The 22,323-nt window shown below is 61.1% G+C and carries 22 protein-coding genes; 16 read left to right on the top strand and 6 right to left on the bottom strand.

What is annotated here, in order from left to right; genetic code table 11:
- Positions 1–8: 8 nt before the first annotated feature.
- From bchO to crtA, 4 genes are read right to left on the bottom strand one after another with little or no spacing between them, the layout of a single operon-like run.
- Positions 9–884: an alpha/beta fold hydrolase BchO gene (gene bchO, locus MF268_RS19745; RefSeq protein ID WP_238372583.1), complete on the bottom strand. Its 876-nt coding sequence runs from the start codon at positions 882–884 to the stop codon at positions 9–11.
- 1 nt (position 885) lies between these two features.
- Positions 886–2,541, bottom strand: a complete 1,656-nt coding sequence (locus MF268_RS19740; protein ID WP_238372582.1) for a magnesium chelatase subunit D — start codon at positions 2,539–2,541, stop codon at positions 886–888.
- 23 nt (positions 2,542–2,564) lie between these two features.
- A complete protein-coding gene (gene bchI, locus MF268_RS19735) occupies positions 2,565–3,569 on the bottom strand; it encodes a magnesium chelatase ATPase subunit I (protein WP_238372663.1) in 1,005 nt (334 codons plus the stop codon).
- Entirely contained in the window at positions 3,569–4,264 is a 696-nt protein-coding gene (gene crtA / locus MF268_RS19730; RefSeq protein ID WP_238372581.1) for a spheroidene monooxygenase, read from the bottom strand. The genes bchI and crtA overlap by 1 nt, the downstream gene beginning before the upstream one ends.
- Positions 4,265–4,380: 116 nt before the next feature.
- Between crtA and MF268_RS19725 the strand changes: the two genes are divergently transcribed.
- From MF268_RS19725 to tspO, 3 genes are read left to right on the top strand one after another with little or no spacing between them, the layout of a single operon-like run.
- Complete coding sequence (locus MF268_RS19725) at positions 4,381–5,931, top strand: phytoene desaturase (protein WP_238372580.1); 1,551 nt, start codon at positions 4,381–4,383, stop codon at positions 5,929–5,931.
- Positions 5,928–6,968: a 15-cis-phytoene synthase gene (gene crtB / locus MF268_RS19720; RefSeq protein WP_238372579.1), complete on the top strand. Its 1,041-nt coding sequence runs from the start codon at positions 5,928–5,930 to the stop codon at positions 6,966–6,968. Before MF268_RS19725 ends, crtB begins: the two co-directional genes overlap by 4 nt.
- 5 nt (positions 6,969–6,973) lie before the next feature.
- A complete protein-coding gene (tspO, locus tag MF268_RS19715) occupies positions 6,974–7,453 on the top strand; it encodes a tryptophan-rich sensory protein TspO (RefSeq protein WP_238372578.1) in 480 nt (159 codons plus the stop codon).
- Here the strand turns inward: tspO and crtC are convergent.
- Together crtC and crtD are read right to left on the bottom strand one after the other, a co-directional pair.
- Positions 7,446–8,315 (bottom strand): carotenoid 1,2-hydratase, encoded by an 870-nt coding sequence (gene crtC / locus MF268_RS19710; RefSeq protein ID WP_238372662.1) that lies wholly within the window; start codon positions 8,313–8,315, stop codon positions 7,446–7,448. The genes tspO and crtC overlap by 8 nt on opposite strands.
- Positions 8,316–8,356: 41 nt before the next feature.
- Positions 8,357–9,865 carry a 1-hydroxycarotenoid 3,4-desaturase CrtD gene (gene crtD, locus MF268_RS19705; protein ID WP_273545104.1) on the bottom strand — a complete coding sequence of 503 codons (1,509 nt, stop codon included), beginning with the start codon at positions 9,863–9,865 and terminating at the stop codon, positions 8,357–8,359.
- Positions 9,866–9,949: 84 nt separating this feature from the next.
- Between crtD and MF268_RS19700 the strand changes: the two genes are divergently transcribed.
- From MF268_RS19700 to dxs, 13 genes are all read left to right on the top strand, one after another.
- Positions 9,950–10,819 (top strand): polyprenyl synthetase family protein, encoded by an 870-nt coding sequence (locus MF268_RS19700; protein ID WP_238372576.1) that lies wholly within the window; start codon positions 9,950–9,952, stop codon positions 10,817–10,819.
- A 4-nt stretch (positions 10,820–10,823) separates the two neighbouring features.
- Positions 10,824–11,945, top strand: a complete 1,122-nt coding sequence (locus tag MF268_RS19695) for a methyltransferase (RefSeq protein WP_238372575.1) — start codon at positions 10,824–10,826, stop codon at positions 11,943–11,945.
- A 129-nt stretch (positions 11,946–12,074) separates the two neighbouring features.
- Positions 12,075–13,016 carry a chlorophyll synthesis pathway protein BchC gene (gene bchC / locus MF268_RS19690; protein WP_238372574.1) on the top strand — a complete coding sequence of 314 codons (942 nt, stop codon included), beginning with the start codon at positions 12,075–12,077 and terminating at the stop codon, positions 13,014–13,016.
- Entirely contained in the window at positions 13,013–14,017 is a 1,005-nt protein-coding gene (locus MF268_RS19685; RefSeq protein WP_238372573.1) for a chlorophyllide a reductase iron protein subunit X, read from the top strand. Before bchC ends, MF268_RS19685 begins: the two co-directional genes overlap by 4 nt.
- Entirely contained in the window at positions 14,018–15,541 is a 1,524-nt protein-coding gene (gene bchY, locus MF268_RS19680; RefSeq protein WP_238372572.1) for a chlorophyllide a reductase subunit Y, read from the top strand. It abuts the gene before it with no gap.
- A gap of 190 nt (positions 15,542–15,731) precedes the next feature.
- Positions 15,732–17,219, top strand: a complete 1,488-nt coding sequence (gene bchZ / locus MF268_RS19675) for a chlorophyllide a reductase subunit Z (protein WP_238372571.1) — start codon at positions 15,732–15,734, stop codon at positions 17,217–17,219.
- Positions 17,216–17,443 carry a cytochrome PufQ gene (gene pufQ, locus MF268_RS19670; protein ID WP_238372570.1) on the top strand — a complete coding sequence of 76 codons (228 nt, stop codon included), beginning with the start codon at positions 17,216–17,218 and terminating at the stop codon, positions 17,441–17,443. The genes bchZ and pufQ overlap by 4 nt, the downstream gene beginning before the upstream one ends.
- Positions 17,444–17,563: 120 nt before the next feature.
- Positions 17,564–17,713, top strand: a complete 150-nt coding sequence (gene pufB, locus MF268_RS19665; protein WP_088634358.1) for a light-harvesting antenna LH1, beta subunit — start codon at positions 17,564–17,566, stop codon at positions 17,711–17,713.
- Between the two features lie 13 nt (positions 17,714–17,726).
- Positions 17,727–17,885, top strand: a complete 159-nt coding sequence (gene pufA / locus MF268_RS19660) for a light-harvesting antenna LH1, alpha subunit (protein WP_238372569.1) — start codon at positions 17,727–17,729, stop codon at positions 17,883–17,885.
- Between the two features lie 136 nt (positions 17,886–18,021).
- Positions 18,022–18,861 (top strand): photosynthetic reaction center subunit L, encoded by an 840-nt coding sequence (gene pufL / locus MF268_RS19655; RefSeq protein ID WP_238372568.1) that lies wholly within the window; start codon positions 18,022–18,024, stop codon positions 18,859–18,861.
- A 2-nt stretch (positions 18,862–18,863) separates the two neighbouring features.
- A complete protein-coding gene (gene pufM, locus MF268_RS19650; protein WP_238372567.1) occupies positions 18,864–19,850 on the top strand; it encodes a photosynthetic reaction center subunit M in 987 nt (328 codons plus the stop codon).
- Between the two features lies 1 nt (position 19,851).
- A complete protein-coding gene (pufC, locus tag MF268_RS19645) occupies positions 19,852–20,964 on the top strand; it encodes a photosynthetic reaction center cytochrome PufC (protein ID WP_238372566.1) in 1,113 nt (370 codons plus the stop codon).
- Between the two features lie 193 nt (positions 20,965–21,157).
- The coding region (gene dxs / locus MF268_RS19640) for a 1-deoxy-D-xylulose-5-phosphate synthase (RefSeq protein WP_238372565.1) at positions 21,158–22,323 on the top strand (1,166 nt) is incomplete at its 3' end.

Genomic DNA, 22,323 nt, shown 5'->3' with positions numbered 1-22,323 from the left:
GAACCAACTCAGACGGTCGCACAGGAAACAAAATCCAGAACGATCTTTGAAACCTCGGTGGATGCTTCTTCATGGGACAGATGACCAAGGCCGGTCAGTGTCACCACACGTGTATTGCCCATTCTCTTTGCCAGCCCCGTCGAATGCTCTGGCGGAACAGCCTTGTCTCCGGCGCCATTTATGAACAAGCAGTCCAAGGGCAACCCCGGCAGATCAACCAGCAACTTGTCGAGGGACCAATGCGCCATCATGTTCAACGTCGCGTCAACATGATCCCGATCCCCGATAAGCCTCGCGTACAACGCGATGCCCTCTTCATTCAGATGAGAACCAGTATTTTCGATGAGCGTTCGCGCGCGCTCCAGCCGACCTCCGCCAAGGGTAAAGGCCATCGCGGTCAATGGTGTGGCGGCAAGGGCCTTGGCAATCAGCGGATACAATAGCCCCGCCAATCCGTTGAACCGGCTAAGCGCGGGATTGATCCCGATCACCTTCGGCGCTTCGTGTCCTTCATCCGACAGCCGATCCGCGAGACGTAATGCGACAGCCGCCCCCGCCGAATGGCCAACGATGACAACCGGCTGCCACGCGCAGTGCCGACAAAGCGACTCCAGATCTTCCGAGGTTTCCTCAAGTCCAAACCGGCTGCGGCTTCCGACCCGGGTAAACCCCTGCCCCGGCATATCCACAGCCACGACGCGATGACCGACGGCCAGCAGCGGTATCACGTCACGCCATGTATGCGTCGATGCCCCCGCGCCGTGAAGGAGCAGTACTGTGTCCCCTTCCCCAACCTCCTGAACATGCCAGCGGTGCGGTCTCACCGTGACCTGCCGCGAAAACTCGGATAGCGGCCACGAGGGCAAGTCCCGTTCCCAGTCCATCCTAACCAAGACCTGTTGCGCGAATGGCAGCACTCATCTGTTGCGCATCGGCGCGCGGCAAGGGGATGTATTTTGCCCCCATGGCCTGCGCGATTGATTGCAACTGTGCGCCGGGCCGGTTCGCCGCATCCAGAACGACACCGTTCGCGATCTGACCCCGCAACCAAGCCGCGGTCTTCATCGCATCGTCATAGGCTGCGGCCCGATCTGCCGCCCCGTTCAGCGCAACGTTCGTCCGACCGTCCGTCAACAGTACGACCATCGAGGTCAGACCTTTCCGCCGCTCTTGCATGGCGAGCTCCGCAGAGGCATGCAACCCGTTCGCAAGCGGCGTGCCGCCACCACCGGGCATCGCTGCAAGACAGCGTTTTGCCTGAACGAGCGAGCGTGTGGGCGACAGCAAAAGTTCGGCCGAAGTGCCGCGAAAGCCGATCAAGGCCACCTGATCGCGCCGGGCATAGGATTGCGCCAAAAGCAGTTCCACCGCCCCCTTCGCTTCGGCAAGCCGGGTCACGGCGGTCGAGCCAGAAGCATCCACGACAAAGATCAGAACCCGATCGCTATGCTCTTCGAAGCGCTTCTGGCGAAGGTCGGACGGGTAAAAAACAACCTTGCGATGCCGTGCTATGCCCGTGCCACGCAACACCTGCCACGGGGCGGCGGCCTTTAGAGTTGCCAAAAGATCGATACGGTTGCGTCCGTCGATACGACCCGGCCGGGCCGGCAGTGGACGCCCCCGACGGTTGCCAGTCTTGCGCAGACCCGCGCCTGTCCCCGACGGCCCTACCCCTCGTACCTTGCCCTGAGACGAATCTAGCAGATGCTCGGGCAGCATGGCTTTGACTGCCGCTACGATCAGGTCATCAGGGATCTCAGCGGAATCCATATTGCCGTTTTCCGCCTGTGCTTCCGAGTCCTCAGGAGGCGCGGTCTGCTCCTGATCATCTCGTTGCGGAGCAATCGTCGCGCGGTGCGGATAGACCAGTTCGGCCGCGATCCTCATGTCGGTCTCTTCCACGCTGGATCGCCCTGACAGCGCAGCATGCGCCCGAGCGACCCGCAAGGCGAGCATAGGAGCACGCAAGCTGTGGATACCAAAACAGGCTGCGAGTTCGACCAGCCGCCGTTTATCGCCGGGCGCGGAAACGACGCCCCTGTAGCGATCACGTGCCTCTCGCAGATCGGGTTCACCGGGCCAAGCCGCTTCCGAAAAGGCGATACCACCAAGATCGATATGAAAAGCCAGTCTTTCGCTCAGGACAGTCGGTACAGCTTCCTCCGGCTCGGCCCCTTCGTCGAGCAGGATCAGGCAATGCATTCCACTGTCTTGGCTAAGGGCAAGCCGCGCGGCGAAATCGGCGCTGCAGCGCTCCGCCATGGGAACTATGACCACTCCGCCTTGCGATAAGAGACCCGGATTATGCGCGAGTTTACCCGCAGCCAGCGTCCGCGCCACGTCGATACCGCCGAACAGAAGATCATCGCCAGTCTTCGGGTGTAAACTGATGCGGCGCATGGCAAGTCGATCCAAGAGAGACGTGAACGCCTCCCGCGCGGGTCCTGCCCTTGCACGCACAGTGATCCCGCCAAGCCCGATGGGATCGATGCATAACAGGTGAAGCGCAAGACAGGCACGGTCCCACGGGGCGTGTTCCATGCTGTCAGTCGCTGCCACGCCATTCAATGCAAGACCTCTTCCACTGCACGCGAGACACGCGCCGTCGACCCCGCCTCGTCCATAGGATCGCGGCGCAACCGGTGGCTCAGGGCAAGACCGGCAACCGCGCGCAGATGGTCCCGGTTCAGCGTCTTGTCACTCTGATAAGCGGCCAGCGCACGCCCTGCCCTCAGCAGGGTCAACTCACCACGCAATCCATCAGCGCCCAGTTGCATGCAAAGCGCAGCGCAGTCCCGCAGCACTGCCTTCGGCTTTCGAATGGCTCCCAATTGCTCTCTCGCGGCAATGATGCGGTCGCGGACCACCCGCTCCCGCTTTTCCCATTTTTTTGCAAACTTCTCGGGGTCTGTTTCGAATGCTTCCCGCCGTTCAACCACTTCGACCCGCTCATCGATACTGTCAGGCGAACCAACTTCGACCAAAAGCCCGAACCGGTCCAGAAGCTGGGGCCGCAATTCGCCTTCTTCGGGGTTGCCGGACCCGATCAAGACAAAGCGCGCCGGGTGCCGGATCGAAAGACCATCCCGCTCGACCACGTTTTCGCCAGATTGGGCCACGTCAAGCAGCAGATCGACGATGTGATCCTCTAGCAAATTGACTTCGTCGATATACAGATAGCCCCGGTTCGCCTGTGCCAGCAGCCCCGGTTGAAATGCTTTTTCTCCCTGCGTCAGCGCGCGTTCGATATCAAGCGCACCCGTCACGCGGTCCTCGGTTACGCCAAGCGGCAGGTCAACGACCGGTGTCTGGCGCTCTTCGGTCTCGGTGCAGCATACCTTGGCCCACGGAGGGCAATCCGCCGGGGACGCCGCATTCACGGGGCACCCACGCACGACCGTGATCCTTGGGAGCAGGGCGGCGAGGGCGCGCACGGCGGTCGATTTGCCAGTGCCTCGGTCACCAAAAACCAAAACTCCGCCTAAGCTCGGGTCGATTGCCGTCAGGATCATCGCCAGTTTCATCTGCTCCTGCCCGACAATCGCAGAAAAGGGAAACGCGCGTCTTATCATGCGGCCGCCTTTCTGCTCAGGGGGCTGCCCCCACCCCAGGCACCGCATTCGTCGATGACGGAAAAACGCGCGTAAAGCTCTTCGCGGAACCAGTTGTTTTCCCGGACCGCCTTGATCGCCCTTGCATGCGGACCGTCCGCCCTTGCAAACGCTGCCATGCTGGAAAGGTCCGGCCAGATCGAAAAGGTGACTTGGTGCAATAGCGGCACCTCGCCGATACCGATCTTGAACAGGACGTCGCGATTTTCACCTATAACCGCGCTGATACCGGGCACACGCCGCCAGAACCTGAGCGCAATCGATGGCCTTATGGTTGCCCGCGTCAAAACCGCAATCGGACCTTCAAGCTGTTTCGGAACGCTTGCACAAAAAGGTTTTGTGCCAGACCATTGCCCCCGCACCGACACGGGCGAAAGAAACACGGTCCAATGATCCGCAGCGCGCCGATGAAACCGGCAAAAGACCGGCTGGGCCAGCCCTTGTTGGGCCGCAGGGCGATCATGCCAGACGCATAGAATGGCATAGACCGACGTATTGGGCACGGGCGTAAACCCTTCATCCGTTCCCGAGCCGCAAAGCTTCCAGAATTGTAGCCCGGCGATTCGAGACAGGGGACTTCGCGCAGCGCCCATCATCCACAGCGCCCAGACTTTTGCCGAGCGGCAGTCAAACCTAAAGAAGCTGAGTGTCACGACTTGAATGGTCCTTCCTCCCAAGTGTCAATTATTTCTGACACAACGCTGGCGATTTGGAAAGAAATTTCGTAAGGATTGTAAATAAGATTAGACGCTCATAGTGTGATTCTATCATGACGCGGTTCGAACCCTCTCTCCACGACTTGGCAAATTTTGCTGACCGGCCCCATGCGGTGGTCATAGGCGCAGGTCTGGGCGGACTTGCCTCGGCCATGCGGCTCAAAGCGAAAGGCTACCGGGTGAGCGTTTTCGACCGGCTTGATGGCCCGGGCGGGCGTGGTTCGGCATTGGTCGAGAACGGGCATCGGTTTGACCTTGGCCCGACAATCGTGACTGCTCCGCACCTGTTCGAAGAGTTATGGAAAACCTGCGGACGCGATTTCAACGCGGATGTCGAGTTGCGGCCGCTCGACACATTCTACGAAATCAGATGGCCCGACGGCAGCCGTTTCCCGGTCAGTCAGGACACCCAAGCGATGCGCCGACAAATCGCCCGCCTCTCGCCGAATGACGTGGCGGGCTATGACCGCTTCCTGCGCGAAAGCGCCGCTCGATACACCTATGGATTCGAACTGCTCGGTCGTCAGTCTATGCACAAGCTCAGCGATCTGCTGCGTGCCCTGCCCGTCTTCGTCCACCTTCGCGCGGACCGGTCTGTTTATGCCCACGTCGCAAGATGTTTCCGCGACCCAAGACTGCGGATGGCGTTCAGCTTTCATCCGCTGTTCATCGGCGGGGACCCGTTCAATGTGACATCAATCTATACGCTGGTCAGCCATCTCGAAAAGACTTTTGGCGTCCATTATGCGATTGGCGGAGTTGAGGCGATTGCCAAGGCGATGGTCAGGGTGATCGAGGAACAAGGGGGGCGGGTGCATATGGATGCGGAGGTGGATGAAATCATCACGCAGAACCACAAGACCATCGGTGTCCGTCTAAAGAACGGCAGGCTGGTAAATGCCGATATCGTCGTCTCCAACGCAGACCCGGGTCACACCTATCGCCACTTGCTGCGACATCACAAAAGGTCGCGCTGGACAAATACCCGGATCGCCAAGTCCCGCTGGAGCATGGGTCTATTCGTCTGGTATTTTGGCACGCGTGGCACGCGGGACCTCTGGCCAGACGTCGGTCACCATACGATCCTGAACGGCCCACGCTTTCAGTCGCTGGTACGCGACATCTTTGTGCGCGGCAAACTTGCCGATGATATGAGCCTCTATGTACACCGGCCAAGCGTCACCGATCCCGGCGTCGCCCCTGACGGGGGCGATACATTCTACGCACTCAGCCCGGTGCCCCATCTGGGACATCAAGACCCTGTCGACTGGTCAAGCATAGCCGAGGCATATCGCGACCGCGTCCAAAACGTGCTCGAGGAACAATTGCTACCCGGTCTTGGCAAATACCTGAGCGCCTCAAAAGTCTTTACCCCTGAAACCTTTCGCGACAGATACCTGAGCCCCTACGGCGCCGGTTTTTCAATCGAACCGCGTATCCTGCAAAGCGCATGGTTCCGCCCTCACAACGTCAGCGAAGAGGCAATGGGCCTCTACCTTGTCGGTGCCGGCACCCATCCCGGCGCCGGACTCCCCGGCGTCATTTCAAGCGCCGAAGTACTCTCGAAGCTTGTACCCGATGCATCCATGGCAGGTGTTAAATGATAAACCCCAGCGATATCGACCACTGCCGCGAGGCAATCCGCCACGGATCCCGGTCTTTCCATGCCGCTTCGAGCCTTTTGCCCGCGAGAGTGCGCGACCCGGTTTTGGCGCTTTACGCCTTTTGTCGTTTGGCCGACGATCAGGTCGATCTGCAACTGGAAAAATCGGCGGCTGTCCAGTCCCTGCGCGAACGGCTCGAGTTTGTCTATGAGGGTCGGCCCCGCAATCTCGCGGCTGACCGGGCCTTTGCCGCCATTGTCGAAGATTACGCAATGCCGCGCGCCTTGCCCGAGGCCTTGCTCGAAGGTCTGTCCTGGGATGCGATGGGACGACGGTACACGACCCTATCCGAACTAAGCGGCTATGCCGCCCGGGTCGCGGCATCGGTCGGGGCCATGATGTGCGTTTTGATGCAGGTTCGGGACCGCGATGCTCTGGCCCGCGCCTGCGATCTTGGAGTCGCGATGCAGTTGACGAATATCGCGCGGGACGTCGGCGAGGATGCGCGTGAAAACCGCCTTTATCTGCCGCTCGACTGGTTACACGAGCTCGACATTGATCCCGAAACCTTTCTGTTCGACCCGCATCCAAACGACCGGACAACGCCTCTCGTTCGCCGCCTGCTGGATCACGCGGATACACTTTATGCCCGATCCGAAGCGGGCATCAGCACCCTGCCCTTCGATTGCCGGGCCGGCATCTTTTCGGCGCGATACATCTACGCCGGTATTGGTGGCCGCATCCGCGCCAATGGATATGACACGATCACCCGTCGTGCACGCACCGGCATCGCGCAAAAGATCGGCTGGCTCGGTCTTTCCGCGGCACGGAGCCTTGCAAGCGTTGCCACGCCACAATCCTCCATCCTTTACGCCAAGCCACTGCCAGAGACTGCCTTTCTGGTCGATGCAGCAGCGGAAGCGTCGGTTAAGACAGATTCGTGGAGCGATACGCTCTGCACCGCCTTTACCCAGCTAGCACATGCCGACAACTCTCGCAAAAACGCATTTGTCGAATCCGCCGCCCGGTTTAAATAACCCTCATGTTCTGGATTTTGTTCATTGTCTTTCTGGCAGCCTGCATGGGCGCGGGCGCAACCGGTGCTGCGTTCAAACCTGGCGCATGGTACAAGAGCCTCGACAAACCATCCTGGACGCCGCCCGACTGGGCGTTCCCGGTCGTCTGGACAACGCTCTACATTTTCATGGCGGTCGCGGGCGCGCGCGCAGCCTTGTTGCCGGACAATAGTCTTGCCATGGCATTCTGGGCCTTGCAGATTGCCCTGAACTGCCTCTGGACGCCGGTGTTTTTTGGTTTGCACCGCATCCGTGAAGGCATGCTGGTGCTTTCCTGTTTGTGGATTGCAGTGGCTGCCACGATGATCGCCCTATTCCAGATCGACACCATCGCCGGGTTCTTGTTCGTGCCCTACCTCATATGGGTCACGACCGCCGGTGCCCTGAATCTTGCAGTCTGGCAGCGCAACCCGGAAGAAGCGCGCAGCCCCCAGACGCCTAGCTAACCTTCCACCCCGCCCGCCTCGGCACCCGCACGGCAAGCATTGCCTTGATCACCCGAGAGCGGAAACGCCGCAAATCAAGCGTTTCATGCACACCGGTTACCAGATTGCCGTCGATGCGCGTGCGCACCATGGACCGGTCGTAAAATGGCGCATCCAGCAGGCCCATGACAGCCTCTGGATCGCTGCCCGTGTCGCACCAGGTCGACCGCTCCAGCCCCCAAAGCGAACGGCCAAGCCTCGCTTTGGGCACTTCTATGACTTGCGCGATGCCCTGACCATCGAAATGGACCCCTGCCCGCAGTGAAGTGCCATCGACCCGCTCAGCCTGGTAAAAACAGGCGGCACCACCCCTGGTCGGAAACCGCGCCCAACTCCAGCTGTCGAAATCCTGTTCCAACGCCCGCGTGCCGAAATTCGCATCGAAATAGCCGTCTCCCTGCCACTGCCAGCCCTCGGCATCCAGACAGACATCGATTTTTGCTGATGGCCCGAAAGGCCGCCAGATATGGGCACCATCCGGCGTCAGTGGCATCTCGACTCCGGTCACGGTCAAGGGCGTTACTGTGACGCGCCCCTTGATCCGGCCAAGCCTTGGCAATGCGCCTTTTTCATCCAGCTCGATGCTTAACACACCGTTGTGCCATCGCATCGAAGACGGACCGATGCGAAGTGTGTCCGAGGATTGACGCAAGGCGTGCCGTCCCCGGTCAGTCATCGCAAAACGTCCGCCGGGGCCATAGGTCGCAACGTTGATACAGCAGTGATTGGCGGGATCGCGGCGCCCCGACCAGGCATACCACGGCGAAAAAACCGAGCCGATAAACCCGATTACCGAAATAGCGCGGCTTTTATCATGGCTGATGCCATCCACATACCACCATGCATATCCGTTGCCCGGGACGATCAGGTCAAAGCGTGGTCCTGCATGATCGCCTCGACCGCGTGCCGGGCGGAGAGCGCCGCCATCGGTACCCCCGCTCCCGGATGAACGCCGCCCCCCACCAGATACAGACCCCGCACCGAAGTCCGCGCCTGCGGACGGCGAAACGTCGACATCATGCCATGCGGGCTTTGACCGTAGAGAGACCCCGCACTGCCCGGAAACAGTCTCTCGAACCCCGCTGGCGTCGTCAGCGCCCCTTCTCCCGGTTCCGGAGCAAAGCGCATCCCGAACCGTTCCAGCGTTTTGAAAGTGATCCTGCGACATTTATCAAACTCCGGTTCTGGCGGTTCGGAAACTGTCAGCGGCGGGGCGTTGGCGATGATCTCGAACCGTTCCGGCTGGCCGTCGAGCTTTGTGTCCGAACCCGCCCGATCCTGCGCACAGACGTAAAGCGTCGGCGATTCCGGCGTTTGACCATCCCGAAGCGCGTCGAATTCCGCCTTTGGCTGCTCTGTGAAAAACACGTTATGCAGCGCCAGCTCCGGCCCAGAACACTGCGCGGCAAAGCTCCAGACGCGGGCCGACAGGCTGCGCGGCGCGTCAACTATGGTCCTGGCTATCCTACCCACGTTCTCACCAAGATGACCCAAAGCGAGGGCCCGGGGGTCGCCGTTGAAAACCACCGTATCGGTCGCAATGCGCGCCCCGGATTCGAGAACAACGGCTCGAACACCCAAGGGCCCGGCCTCAATCCGGTCCACCTGCGTGTTGAAGCGGAACCTGACGCCCTTGGTCTGGCAAAGCTTTGTGATTGCAAGGGCCAGCCTGTACATACCCCCTGCAACCGCCCAGACACCCGACGCTTCGGCCTGCCAGATCAAGGACATGATTGCAGGCGAGCGATAAGGATCACCGCCGACATAGGTCGCATAGCGTCCGAAGAGCTGGACGAGGCGCGGGTCGGAAAATCGCCGCGCCAAGCTTTGATGCAACGTCGAGAAAGGCGAGATGATCGGCACCAGACCGATATCCGAAACAGTGCGCTTTAATATGCCCGGCAACGATGGGCGCTGAGATCGCATGACGGGTCCGTCGAAAGCAGCAAACAGACGGCGCGCATCAGCGCAGAACTGTCTGAACGCCTCGGCGTCTTGCTGGCCTGCAAAGGAACGTACGGCCTCGTAGCTGCGCGCCTGATCTGAAAACAGATCAAGGCTTGAACCATCGGGCCAGAAATGCCGCGCGATCATTTCCTCCCGGATCAAAGTGACATGAGTGTTCAGCCGCGTATTTGCAGCTTGGAACAGATCGTCGAACACCCCGCGCAGCGTGAGGACGGTCGGTCCGGCATCCACGGGTCCGACCGGCGTATCGACCACCCGCATCTTACCACCGGGCGCGCTTTGCCGCTCGCACAGCGTAACATCGGCCCCGGCCGAGACCAAACGCAGCGCGGCAGCCAATCCGCCGATACCCGCGCCAATGACGACAGCCCGACTTCCTGCAAACTGAGAATGCGACAGCTCCATTAAAGAAGAGTTGACTCGTTACGTACATGTGTCCAGTATTATTTACACCTTAGTGTCAATATTTGATTACGGAAGCGAGGCTACATGCCCTTGGATGACCGCATCAACGCCGCCGTGTCCCGGGCCATCAGCCTAAGCAGAGGTCCCGCAGCACCCGGAAAACTTTCAACCTGCCTTCACTATGCCACCCATCCGGGCGGGGCACGGATACGCCCGACCATTCTGGTCTCGGTCGCGAAGGCCTGCGGCGATGATCAACCGGAGCTTACGGATCATGCTGCTGCGGCACTTGAGCTGATCCACTGTGCAAGTCTCGTTCACGACGACCTTCCCTGTTTCGACGATGCCGCTTTCCGGCGCGGCAAGCCGTCGGTTCACTGCGCCTTTTCCGAACCTCTTGCGGTTCTGACCGGTGACAGTCTCATCATCCTCGCCTTTCAGATTCTTGCCCGGGCCACAGTCGATCACCCAAGTCGCGGCGCCGAGCTTTTACTGACGCTGACCCGGTGCAGCGGCATGCCCCACGGTATCTGCGCAGGACAGGGCTGGGAAAGCGAAGAGGTCATCGATCTCGCCGCCTACCACCGGTCCAAAACCGGCGCCCTGTTCATCGCCGCAACCCAGATGGGGGCTATCGCCGCAGGGCAGGAAGCCGAACCCTGGTACGAGCTGGGCGACCGGATCGGAGAGGCATTTCAGGTTGCCGACGATCTGCGCGACGCGCTTTGCGATGAAACAACGCTGGGCAAGCCGCAGGGTCAGGACGACCTTCATGGACGGCCGAATGCCGTAGCCACACTCGGGGTGCAGGGCGCGTATGACCGGCTCCGGGATATCCTTGCCGGGGCAATCGCGTCTATCCCGTCCTGCCCGGGCGAAGCCATGCTCGCGCATATGGTGCGCGCCTATTCGGAAAAGGTGACACCCGCGATGCCGGCGCGCCACCGAGCCTGATGCGATGGACGTGCCCGACAGGTCTGGCCGCTCAAAACCGCGTAGAGGCACGAACTGGCTCCACAGGCTGATCGCGAACCCCGCATTTCAGGCATGGGCCGCGCAAAACCCCTTCACCCGGTCGATTTCGCGTCGCGAAGGTGCCGATCTTTTCAATCTGGTACAAGGCTTTACCCACAGTCAGACGCTGCTGGCAGTGGTCGAGCTGCGCCTCCTTCATCGCCTGTATGACGCGCCCGCCATACCGTCCGACCTCGCCAGACTGTGCGATCTGAAAGAACCCTCGATGGTTGTTCTTTTACAGGCCACCGCGGCGCTGAGGCTGGTGAAACGTCAAAAAGACGGTCGCTACGCCCTTGCTCGAAAGGGGGCCGCCCTGCTGGGTGTCCCGGGGCTTGAAGAGATGATCCGGCATAACCGCCTGCTCTACCGCGATCTGGAGGACCCGGTTGCCTTTCTGCGCGGCGAGACCATACCAGAGGTTGCCGCTTTCTGGCCCTATGTCTTTGGCGAGGGTGCCGCGATCAACCCGGAGGCATCGCAAGAATTTTCGCGTCTCATGGCCGACAGCCAGTCCCTAGTGGCACAGGAGATCCTGTCAACAATCTCCCTCAAGGGCATCAAGCACTTGCTGGATGTGGCCGGCGGCAGCGGTGTGTTTCTATCCCTCGCCCTGCGCCAGTATCCGGGCCTGACCACCGATCTATTCGATTTGCCCACCGTCATCGATACTGCCCGGACTCGTCTTGATGCCCATCCGGGCAGGGTGCAATTTCACTCAGGGGATTTCCGCAATGATCCGCTCCCGACCGGAGCGGACGCCATTTCCCTGATCCGGGTTCTGTTCGATCATCAAGACGATACGGTCCGCGCGCTGTTGCGAAAGGTACACGAGGCTTTGCCCCCAAACGGGCGTCTCATCATCGCCGAACCGATGTCTGGCGGTACCCGACCGGACCAGGCGACAGACGTCTATTTTGCGTTCTATACCAAAGCAATGGGCACCGGCCGGACCCGGTCGGCCGATGAGATCATGACGCTTTGCCGGGCAGTCGGTTTCCGCGGCCTGCGCAATCCGGCGACGCACCGAAGCTACGTCACTTCGGTCGTGACCGGGTTCAAATAGGTTCAGCCGCTATTACAACATTATGTCAGTTTTAGTTGACAGTTATATATGTAATGGTAGGCTGACATAATCACTGTCAATATACCGAGTCCCTTTTGACGGGACCGCCCACCCGAAGGGAACCATCCGTTGCAGACCGCCGCCATCGTCCTTCAAAGCCCGCGACATCTCGGCGTCGAAACGATTGGCCTGCGTGAGCCGAGCGACGGCGACGTGGTCGTTGAAATCTCTCACAGCGGTATTTCGACGGGGACCGAGAAACTCTTCTGGACCGGTGACATGCCTCCCTTTCCCGGCATGGGATTTCCGCTTGTGCCCGGGTACGAGGCCGCAGGCGAGGTGGCCGAGGCACGCCCCGAAACCGGTTTCCGGCCCGGCGATCACGTATTCGTTCCGGGCGCCAATTGCTACGAAGGCGCCTTTGGACTGTTCGGCGGATCGGCCCGGCGTATTGTTACCCCTGCCGAACGGATCACGCGCGTCGACGCAGCACTTGGGCCCCAAAGCGCGCTTCTTGCGCTGGCTGCGACCGCGCGTCATGCGATAGCCGGGTTAAAAAATTCAGTGCCTGACCTAATCGTCGGCCACGGGGTTCTGGGACGCCTGCTGGCACGGCTGACTATTGCCGCCGGTGCACCCGCCCCCACTGTCTGGGAAATCGACCCGACCCGTCGGTCAGGTGCCGAAGGCTATCAAGTCATTGCGCCCGAGGCGGACTCCCGGCGCGATTACCATGCCGTTTATGACGCCTCCGGCAACGGGGCGATTTTGAACGACCTCGTGGGGCGCATACAGCGAGGCGGCGAAATCGTTCTCGCGGGGTTCTACGCCGCGCCCCTCAGCTTTGCCTTTCCGCCCGCCTTCATGAAGGAGGCCCGGTTTCGCATCGCTGCAGAGTGGACCCGCGACGACATGACCGTCACACGCGCGCTGATCGAATCCGGGGCGCTGTCGATGTCTGGCCTAATCACCCATGAAAGCCCGGCGACAGATGCGGGGGCGGCCTACCGACAAGCCTTCGAAGACCCATCGTGCCTTAAAATGATCCTCAACTGGAAGGACGTATCATGAAAGACGACGTGCCGAACCTCAAGGATTTCGACAAGCGTCTGCGTGACGAAGCGCATGAGGATCTGGCCGATGTCATTGCCTCGGAAGCGCCGAAAAGCAAAACGCAGATCATCGCGATTTATGGCAAGGGCGGCATCGGCAAGTCATTCACACTAGCGAACCTCAGCCACATGATGGCCGAGCAGGGCAAACGGGTCCTGCTGATCGGTTGCGATCCGAAATCGGATACCACCTCGCTCCTCTTCGGAGGAAAAGCATGCCCGACGATCATCGAAACATCGACCCGCAAAAAGCTGGCGGGCGAAGAGGTGAAGATCGGCGATGTCTGTTTCAAACGCGGCGGCGTTTTTGCCATGGAGCTTGGCGGTCCGGAAGTCGGCCGAGGTTGCGGTGGGCGCGGGATCATCCACGGGTTTGAGCTGCTTGAAAAGCTCGGCTTTCACGACTGGGATTTCGACTTTGTCCTCCTCGACTTTCTGGGTGATGTCGTCTGCGGCGGATTTGGCCTGCCCATTGCACGGGACATGGCGCAGAAGGTGATCCTTGTAGGGTCGAACGATTTACAAAGCCTCTACGTGGCGAACAACGTCTGCTCGGCAGTCGAATACTTCCGCAAGCTGGGTGGCAATGTCGGCGTTGCCGGGCTGGTCATCAACAAGGATGACGGATCGGGAGAGGCACAGGCTTTCGCGACGGCGGTCAATATCCCTGTGCTCGCCTCGATCCCGCAGGATGACGATTTGCGCAAGAAATCAGCGAATTATCAGATCGTCGGCACCGGGCACAGCCCGTGGGGCGCCCTATTCGCCGAACTCGGTATGAATGTCTCCGAGGCGCCGCCGATCCGGCCTGCACCGCTCGATCAGGACGGGCTGCTGGCGCTGTTCGACAGCAAGGACACCGGCGGTGACATCGTGCTGGAACCGGCGACGGACACCGACATGCGCGGCAAATATGCGGCTGCGAAGCCGTCCCTCGAAGTGATTTATGACGAGGCCTGAATGAGCAATGACCGGACATATGACGGCGAAAGCCAGCCCGAGGCCCTGAGTGAGACCGGCGGCTGTCACGGGGGTGGCGCGCTTGAGGATGCCGCGCGTCAGGCCGGGCACTCCGCGTTGCTGGATCAATATGCAGCGGATTATCCCAAGGGCCCGCATGACAAACCGCAATCCATGTGCCCGGCATTCGGCAGCCTGCGTGTCGGGCTGCGCATGAAGCGGGTGGCGACGGTTCTGAGCGGATCGGCCTGCTGCGTTTATGGGCTGACTTTTGTTTCGCACTTCTACGGCGCGCGGCGCTCGGTTGGCTATGTACCGTTCAATTCGGAAACGCTGGTCACCGGCAAGCTGTTCGAAGACATCCGCGAAAGTGTTCACGAGCTGGCCGATCCGGACCGATATGATGCCATCGTCGTGACGAACCTTTGCGTGCCGACCGCAAGCGGCGTGCCGCTTCGGCTTTTGCCGAAGGAAATCAACGGGGTACGCATTGTCGGCATCGACGTGCCGGGATTTGGCATTCCAACCCATGCCGAGGCCAAGGACGTGCTGGCCGGTGCCATGCTGGATTATGCGGCCCGCGAAATCGCAGCCGGCCCGGTCGCCGCGCCGTTAGCCGGACGAGATGATCGTCCAAGTGTTGCCCTCTTGGGCGAGATGTTTCCGGCCGATCCGATCATGATCGGTGCGATGCTGGCCCCAATGGGATTGGCCGCCGGACCGGTGGTGCCCTGTCGCGAGTGGCGCGAGCTTTATGCCGCGCTGGATTGCGGCGCGGTGGCGGCGGTGCATCCGTTTTATACATCGGCGGTCCGGGCGTTCGAGCGGGCCGGTCGGCCTGTCGTTGGCAGTGCGCCGGTGGGTCTGGACGGCACCGCAGACTGGCTGGCGAATATCGGGGAAACCTTTGCTATCGCTGCGGATAAGGTCGCCGCTGCCCAGAACGCCTTTCTCCCCGCGATCAAGTCGGCGCTGGCGCAGGCGAGGGTCGACGGAGTCATCACGCTCTCGGGGTACGAGGGCAGTGAATTGCTGGTCGCGCGCCTGCTGATCGAAAGCGGGGCGGATGTTCCCTATGTCGGAACCGCCTGCCCCAAGACACCATGGAACGCCGTCGATGCGGCATGGCTGGCCGACCGGGGTGTCAAGGTGACTTTCCGCGCCTCGCTGGAGCAGGATTGCGCCGCGATGGAAGCGATCAAGCCGGATCTGGCGATTGGTACGACGCCGGTCGTGCAGAAAGCGAAACAGCTCGGTATTCCGGCGCTTTACTTCACCAACCTGATTTCCTCGCGGCCGCTTATGGGACCCGCCGGTGCTGGATCGCTGGCCGAAGTCATCAACGCGGCGATTGCCAACAAGGGCCGGATGGACCGGATGCGCGCGTTTTTCGAAGGGGTCGGCGAAGAGGATACCGCCGGAATCTGGGAAGGCGCGCCGAACCTGCGCCCCGATTTCCGGGCGCAGCATCAGAAGAAGCTCGACAAGCTGGCGCGCGCCGCCAAGGCACAGGAGATGATCTGATGCGGCGGGGTGAAGCGACAGGGATCGGGAGAGCTGGAAACAGGGGGTGTTATCCGTGCACGATCCGTACACTACCTGTACACCGCCGCAGCGCAGCATTTTATGGACAGAGGTGCCAGGGGGCTCTGCCCCCGTCCTGCGGACTCCCCCGGGATATTTCCGACCCAAAGAAGCCAGGGGAGGCGGTCCCATGCTGATCCAGGACCATGACCGGGCGGGCGGCTATTGGGGCGCAATCTACGCGTTTTGCGCGGTGAAAGGGTTGCAGGTCGTGATCGACGGGCCAGTGGGCTGCGAAAACCTGCCGGTAACAAGCGTGCTGCATTACACGGATGCCTTGCCGCCCCATGAATTGCCGATCGTGGTGACCGGTCTTGGGGAAGGCGAAATGGGATCGGGGACCGAGGAGTCCATGAAGCGGGCCTGGGAGACGCTGGATCCGGCGCTTCCGGCGGTGGTGGTGACGGGTTCGATTGCCGAGATGATCGGCGGCGGGGTGACACCGCAGGGCACGAATATCCAGCGTTTTCTGCCGCGCACCATCGACGAGGACCAGTGGCAGGCGGCGGACCGGGCGATGACCTGGATCTTTACCGAGTTCGGCATGACCAAGGGGCGGATGCCGCCGGAGAAGAAGCGGGCCGAGGATGCGCCTCCACGTGTGAACATACTCGGGCCGATGTACGGCACGTTCAATATGCCCTCGGATCTGCACGAGATCCGGCGGCTGGTGGAAGGGATCGGGGCCGAGGTCAACATGGTGATGCCGCTTGGCGCTCATCTGGCCGAGATGCGCAACCTTGTGAACGCCGAGGTGAACATCTGCCTCTATCGCGAATTCGGGCGCGGGCTGGCCGAAGTGCTGGGCAAGCCCTATCTGCAGGCGCCCATCGGGGTCGAGTCGACCACGCGTTTTCTGCGCCGCCTTGGCGCATTGCTGGGGCTGGACCCGGAGCCCTTCATCACTCGCGAGAAACATTCGACCATCAAGCCGGTGTGGGATCTCTGGCGTTCGGTCACACAGGATTTCTTTGCCACCGCCTCCTTCGGGATCGTGGCCAACGAAACGTATGCGCGGGGCATCCGGCTCTTTCTCGAGGACGACCTGGGATTGCCCTGTGCCTTTGCCGAGGCGCGAATGGCCGGACGCAAGACCGACAGTGAGCGGATAAGGGCGATGATCGCCGCGAAACGGCCGCTAATCCTGTTCGGGAGCGTCAACGAGAAGATGTACCTTTCCGAGTTGAAAAGCGGGCACGGGCCGAGCCCGGCGTTTATCCCCGCCAGCTTTCCCGGCGCGGTGATCCGCCGGGCGACGGGGACGCCTTTCATGGGATATGCCGGGGCCACCTATCTGGTGCAGGAACTGTGCAACGGGCTTTTCGATGCGCTGTTCCATATCCTGCCGCTGGCGAGCGCGATGGATGCGAGCGAAGCCACGCCGACGCCCCTGCGACGCGATTTCCCGTGGGATTCGGATGCGCAGACCGAGCTGGAGCGGATCGTGGCCAGCCACCCGGTACTGACCCGTATTTCAGCTGCGAAATCCCTGCGCGACGCAGCGGAAACCGCCGCGCTGAACCGCGGCGAAGAACGTGTCGTGATCGAAACGATCAGGGCGCTGGCGCCGGAGGGCGCCGGACCCGGACGACCGAGAAGAGGAGGAGACCTCGGATGACGATGAACAGCAATGTTTCCCGCGACCCGCATTTCCGGGCGCAGCGGGCGGAGCGCTTTGAATACAGGGTGTATTTCACCCTTATCTTTCTGCTCGCGCTGCCCTTTTCGACCGTCGAATGGATGCTTTGCATCAAGCGACAGCGCACCCTGAATCTGCGCGGCCCCCTGGCGCGCGCCTGGCTTGAAGCGGACCGCATCACGCCAGTCATTTTCTCGGCCTGACGGCCGGGCCACGAGCTGTACGCCCGGAAGGGCGGCCAGATCCGGCGGGGCAGATCTCTGCCCCAATGGGACCCCGCCGCAGGGTTTGCGGTGTCAGCGTAACTTTCCGGAGGATCGTTCATGGCTGATAGAACCGACCTGTCCTTTACAGGTCTTACCGACGAGCAGGCCCAGGAGCTGCATTCGGTCTACATGAGCGGCCTCTGGCTGTTCGTGGCGATCGCAGTGGTCGCGCATATCGCGACATACATTTGGGCTCCATGGTTCTGAGGAGGATTGACACATGGCAAAATTCTACAAGATTTGGCTGATTTTCGATCCGCGCCGCGTGTTTGTTGCACAGGGCGTCTTCCTCTTTCTGCTCGCAGTGATGATCCACCTTGTGGTGCTGAGCAACGGTCTCAACTGGTTTGAAACCGCCGCAGCAGAACAAGGCATGTGATCGCACGCCGCACGACTTCTCGTTCGTGCGGAGAAACAACAAGGCTGCGGGCGGTGCGCCCGGCCGCAGCCGCATAGGGACACCCATGACGGCTGGCGTCTGACCGGACCGGCCGCCCAGTGCGGAGGCGATCAAAATGGCACTGCTGAGTTTCGAGAGAAAATACCGCGTCCGCGGCGGCACACTGATCGGCGGAGATCTGTTCGATTTCTGGGTGGGTCCGTTTTTCGTGGGCTTTTTCGGTGTCACCACGGCGTTCTTCGCCCTGCTCGGCACGATCCTGATATTCTGGGGGGCCGCGCATCAGGGCACTTTCAATCCATGGCTGATCAACATCGCGCCGCCTGACCTGTCCTACGGGCTTGGCATGGCGCCGCTGATGGAGGGAGGGCTCTGGCAGATCATCACCTTCTGCGCGACCGGCGCCTTTATAAGCTGGGCCCTGCGCGAGGTGGAAATCTGCCGCAAGCTTGGCATTGGGTATCACGTGCCCTTTGCCTTCGCTTTCGCGATCCTTGCCTACGTGACGCTGGTGATTTTCCGCCCGCTGCTAATGGGCGCATGGGGACATGGATTTCCCTACGGTATTTTCGCGCATCTCGACTGGGTATCGAACACCGGCTACGCCTATCTGCATTTCCATTACAATCCCGCCCATATGCTGGCGGTGACCCTGTTCTTTACCACCTGCCTTGCGCTGTCGCTGCATGGCGGGCTGATCCTGTCGGCCGCGAACCCGGAAAAGGGTGAGACTGCGAAGACGCCGGATCATGAAGATACCTTTTTCCGCGATTTCATCGGCTATTCGATCGGCACGCTGGGAATTCACCGGCTTGGCTTTCTGCTGGCGATCAACGCGGTCTTCTTCTCGGCCGTCTGTATCATCATCAGCGGCCCGGTCTGGACCAAGGGCTGGCCCGAGTGGTGGAACTGGTGGCTCGAACTGCCGATCTGGCCGTCTCAGGTGGGGATGTAATCATGGCTGATTATCAGAACATATTCACGCAGGTTCAGGTTCAGGGCCAACCGGAATGGGGCATGAACGACAACGGCCGCATGATGGAAGAACGCATCGGCAGGCCCGGCTTTTCGAAGCTTTTCGGCTGGTTCGGGAATGCGCAGCTGGGGCCGATCTACCTTGGCTGGACCGGAATGATTTCACTCGGGGCAGGCGGGCTGTGGTTCTTTATCGTAGGTCTCAACATGCTGAGCCAGGTTGACTGGTCGATCTCGGAAATGCTGCGTCAGCTGTTCTGGCTGGCGCTTGAACCGCCGAGCCCAGAATACGGGCTGAAGATCCCGCCGCTGAACGACGGTGGCTGGTACATCATCTCAAGCTTCTTCCTGCTGGTCGCTGTCTGCACATGGTGGCTGCGATCTTACCTGCTGGCGCAGGAGCAGAAGATGGGCAAACACGTGGCATGGGCCTTTGCCAGCGCGATCTGGCTGTTCCTTGTGCTAGGGCTGTTCCGGCCGATCCTGATGGGGTCATGGTCCGAAGCGGTGCCCTACGGGATCTTCCCGCATCTCGACTGGACGGCAGCATTTTCGATCCGCTACGGCAACCTTTACTACAACCCGTTCCACTGTCTTTCCATCGTCTTCCTTTATGGCTCGGTTCTGCTTTTCGCGATGCACGGCGCGACGATCCTTGCGGTGACGCGTTTTGGCGGCGACCGCGAGCTGGAACAGATATTCGACCGGGGCACGGCGTCGGAGCGGGCCGCGCTGTTCTGGCGCTGGACCATGGGGTTCAACGCAACGATGGAGGGCATTCACCGCTGGGCGTGGTGGTTCGCCGTCCTGACGCCGATCACCGGCGGAATCGGCATCCTGCTGACCGGGACAGTTGTCGACAACTGGTTCATCTGGGCACAGGAGCACAATTTCGCACCGATGTATGACGGCTCCTACGGCTACGAAGCCTATGGCACCTACGAGGGCTTTATCGGGGAGGGAAATTGACATGTTCAGTTGGTTCACCGAATGGAACAAGCGCCATCCAGTCGACGTCTACCGGCCGGCTATTCTGGTCGGCGTGGTCGGCGGCGGCGTTTTCGTCGCGACCATGCTGGTGGCCTGGGGTCAGCCCTTTGCCACCAAGAGCCTGCAGACCGGTCCGCGCGGCACCGGCATGTCGGTGCCCGAATTCGTCGCCGATCTGGCCACGCCCGATCCGACCATCGACGACTATTATTCAGACAGCCCCTACCCGCCCGAGGGCGGCGAGGCGCTGGCGGGCGATGTCTATCAGAACGTGCAGGTGCTGGGCGCGCTGACCGAGGACAATTTCAACCGCCTGATGCTGGCAATCACCATGTGGGTCTCACCCGATCAGGGTTGCGCCTATTGCCACGGCGATGGCGACCTTGAGACCTATGCGGAGGACAATCTTTACACCAAGATCGTGTCCCGCCGGATGCTACAGATGACGCAGAACATCAACGAAAACTGGGATGGGCATGTGAATGCCAACAAGATTGTCGGCGTCACCTGTTACACCTGCCACCGGGGGCAGAATGTGCCCAGCGGTATCTGGTTCCAGTCGACACCGACCGTGACGAATATGGCGGGATGGTCGGCCAACCAGAATTACGTGACGCCGGTCAGCCAGTATACCTCGCTGCCCTCGGATGCGCTCGAGACCTATCTGGCCGAGTATGGCAACATCAAGGTGCACGATCTGGAAAGCCGCGTCGCGGGCATTCCGGGCCAGGACAATTACCCCGGCATCCAGAATGCAGAGCGGACGTTTTCACTTATGAACTACTTTGCGAACTCGCTGGGTGTGAACTGTACCTTCTGCCACAATTCGCGCGCGTTCTACGACACGGCGCAGATCACGCCGCAATGGGCGACCGCTACGCTCGGGATTGCGTTGGTTCAGGAATTGAACATCGAATATCTCACGCCGCTTCAGGACGTCTACCCGCCGGAACGGCTTGGCCCGCTGCATGGCGATGCGCCCAAAGCGGCCTGCAACACCTGCCACAAGGGTTATCAACAACCGATGCAGGGACTGAACGTGATCGAGAACTACCCGGAACTCGCGACAAGCGGGGAACCGGTCTACGAATAGAAGACCGGCGGACGGTTTCGCGCCGCCCCTCTTCAAGCCAGGCACGGGCTCATTGCTTCTCGGGTCCGGGCGCGGATTCCTCCCCGGTTTCCGTAACGCCCTGTTGGCGACAGGGGCGGGCGCCGTACCGATCATTCCCGTTCGGCTACGGCGCCCATGCATCACCGACGAAGCGCGCAGGAGGCATTTACCCATGTCCCGACCTCAATTTTCTCTTCTTGATGGCATCGCCGGACCGGCGGACCTGAACCGCCTGAGCGATGCGGAACTTGGTCGCCTTGCCGACGAGCTACGCGCCGAAGTCATCGCATCGGTGTCCGAAACCGGCGGGCATCTTGGTTCCTCGCTTGGGGTGGTCGAACTGACCGTCGCGATCCACGCGGTGTTCAACACCCCGATGGACAAGTTGATCTGGGATGTCGGGCATCAGTGTTATCCACACAAGGTGCTGACGGGGCGCCGCGACCGTATGCAGACGCTGCGCAAGAAAGACGGGCTGAGCGGGTTCACCAAGCGCGACGAAAGTGTCTACGACCCGTTTGGGGCAGCACATTCGTCGACTTCGATCAGTGCAGCACTTGGGTTCACCGTGGGCCGTGACATGGGTCAGCCGACAGGCGACGCGATTGCGGTGATTGGTGACGGAGCGATCAGCGCCGGCATGGCCTATGAGGCGCTGAACAATGCCGGGGCCGAGGGCCGTCGGCTATTCGTGATCCTGAATGACAACGAGATGAGCATCGCGCCGCCGGTCGGGGCCATGTCGAAGTATCTCTCGGGGCTTTACGCGCAGGAACCGCTGGCCCGGATCAAATCGCTGGCCGAAGGTTTCGAGGCCGCGCTGCCCGCGCCATTGCGTGACGGGGCGCGGCGTGCCCGTCAGCTTGTCACCGGTATGCCCGGCACCGGGGCGCTGTTCGAAGAGCTGGGGTTCGAATATATCGGACCGATCGACGGGCATGACATGGCACAGCTTTTGCCGGTGCTGCGCGCTGCGCGGACCCGGACGACAGGGCCGGTGCTGATCCATTGCTGCACGGTCAAGGGCAAGGGCTATGCGCCCGCCGAGAGCAGTGCCGACAAGTATCATGGCGTCGCGTCTTTCGATATCGGCACCGGGGCGCAGAAGAAACCGAAGGCGAGCGCGCCAAGCTATACCAGCGTCTTTGGCCGGAGCTTGTGCGATCTGGCCGCGCGCGATCCGCGCGTGGTGGCCGTGACCGCCGCGATGCCGTCAGGCACCGGCGTCAATATCATGGCCGAGCGGTTTCCGGCCCGGGTGTTTGACGTCGGTATTGCCGAGCAGCACGGGGTGACCTTTGCCGCCGGGATGGCGGCGAGCGGGCTGCGGCCGTTCTG

The sequence above is a fragment of the Heliomarina baculiformis genome, from assembly GCF_019966545.1.
GTDB lineage: Bacteria > Pseudomonadota > Alphaproteobacteria > Rhodobacterales > Rhodobacteraceae > Heliomarina > Heliomarina baculiformis.
The sequence above is the reverse complement of the archived record's forward strand: the minus strand, read 5'-3'. Positions and strand labels throughout refer to the sequence as shown.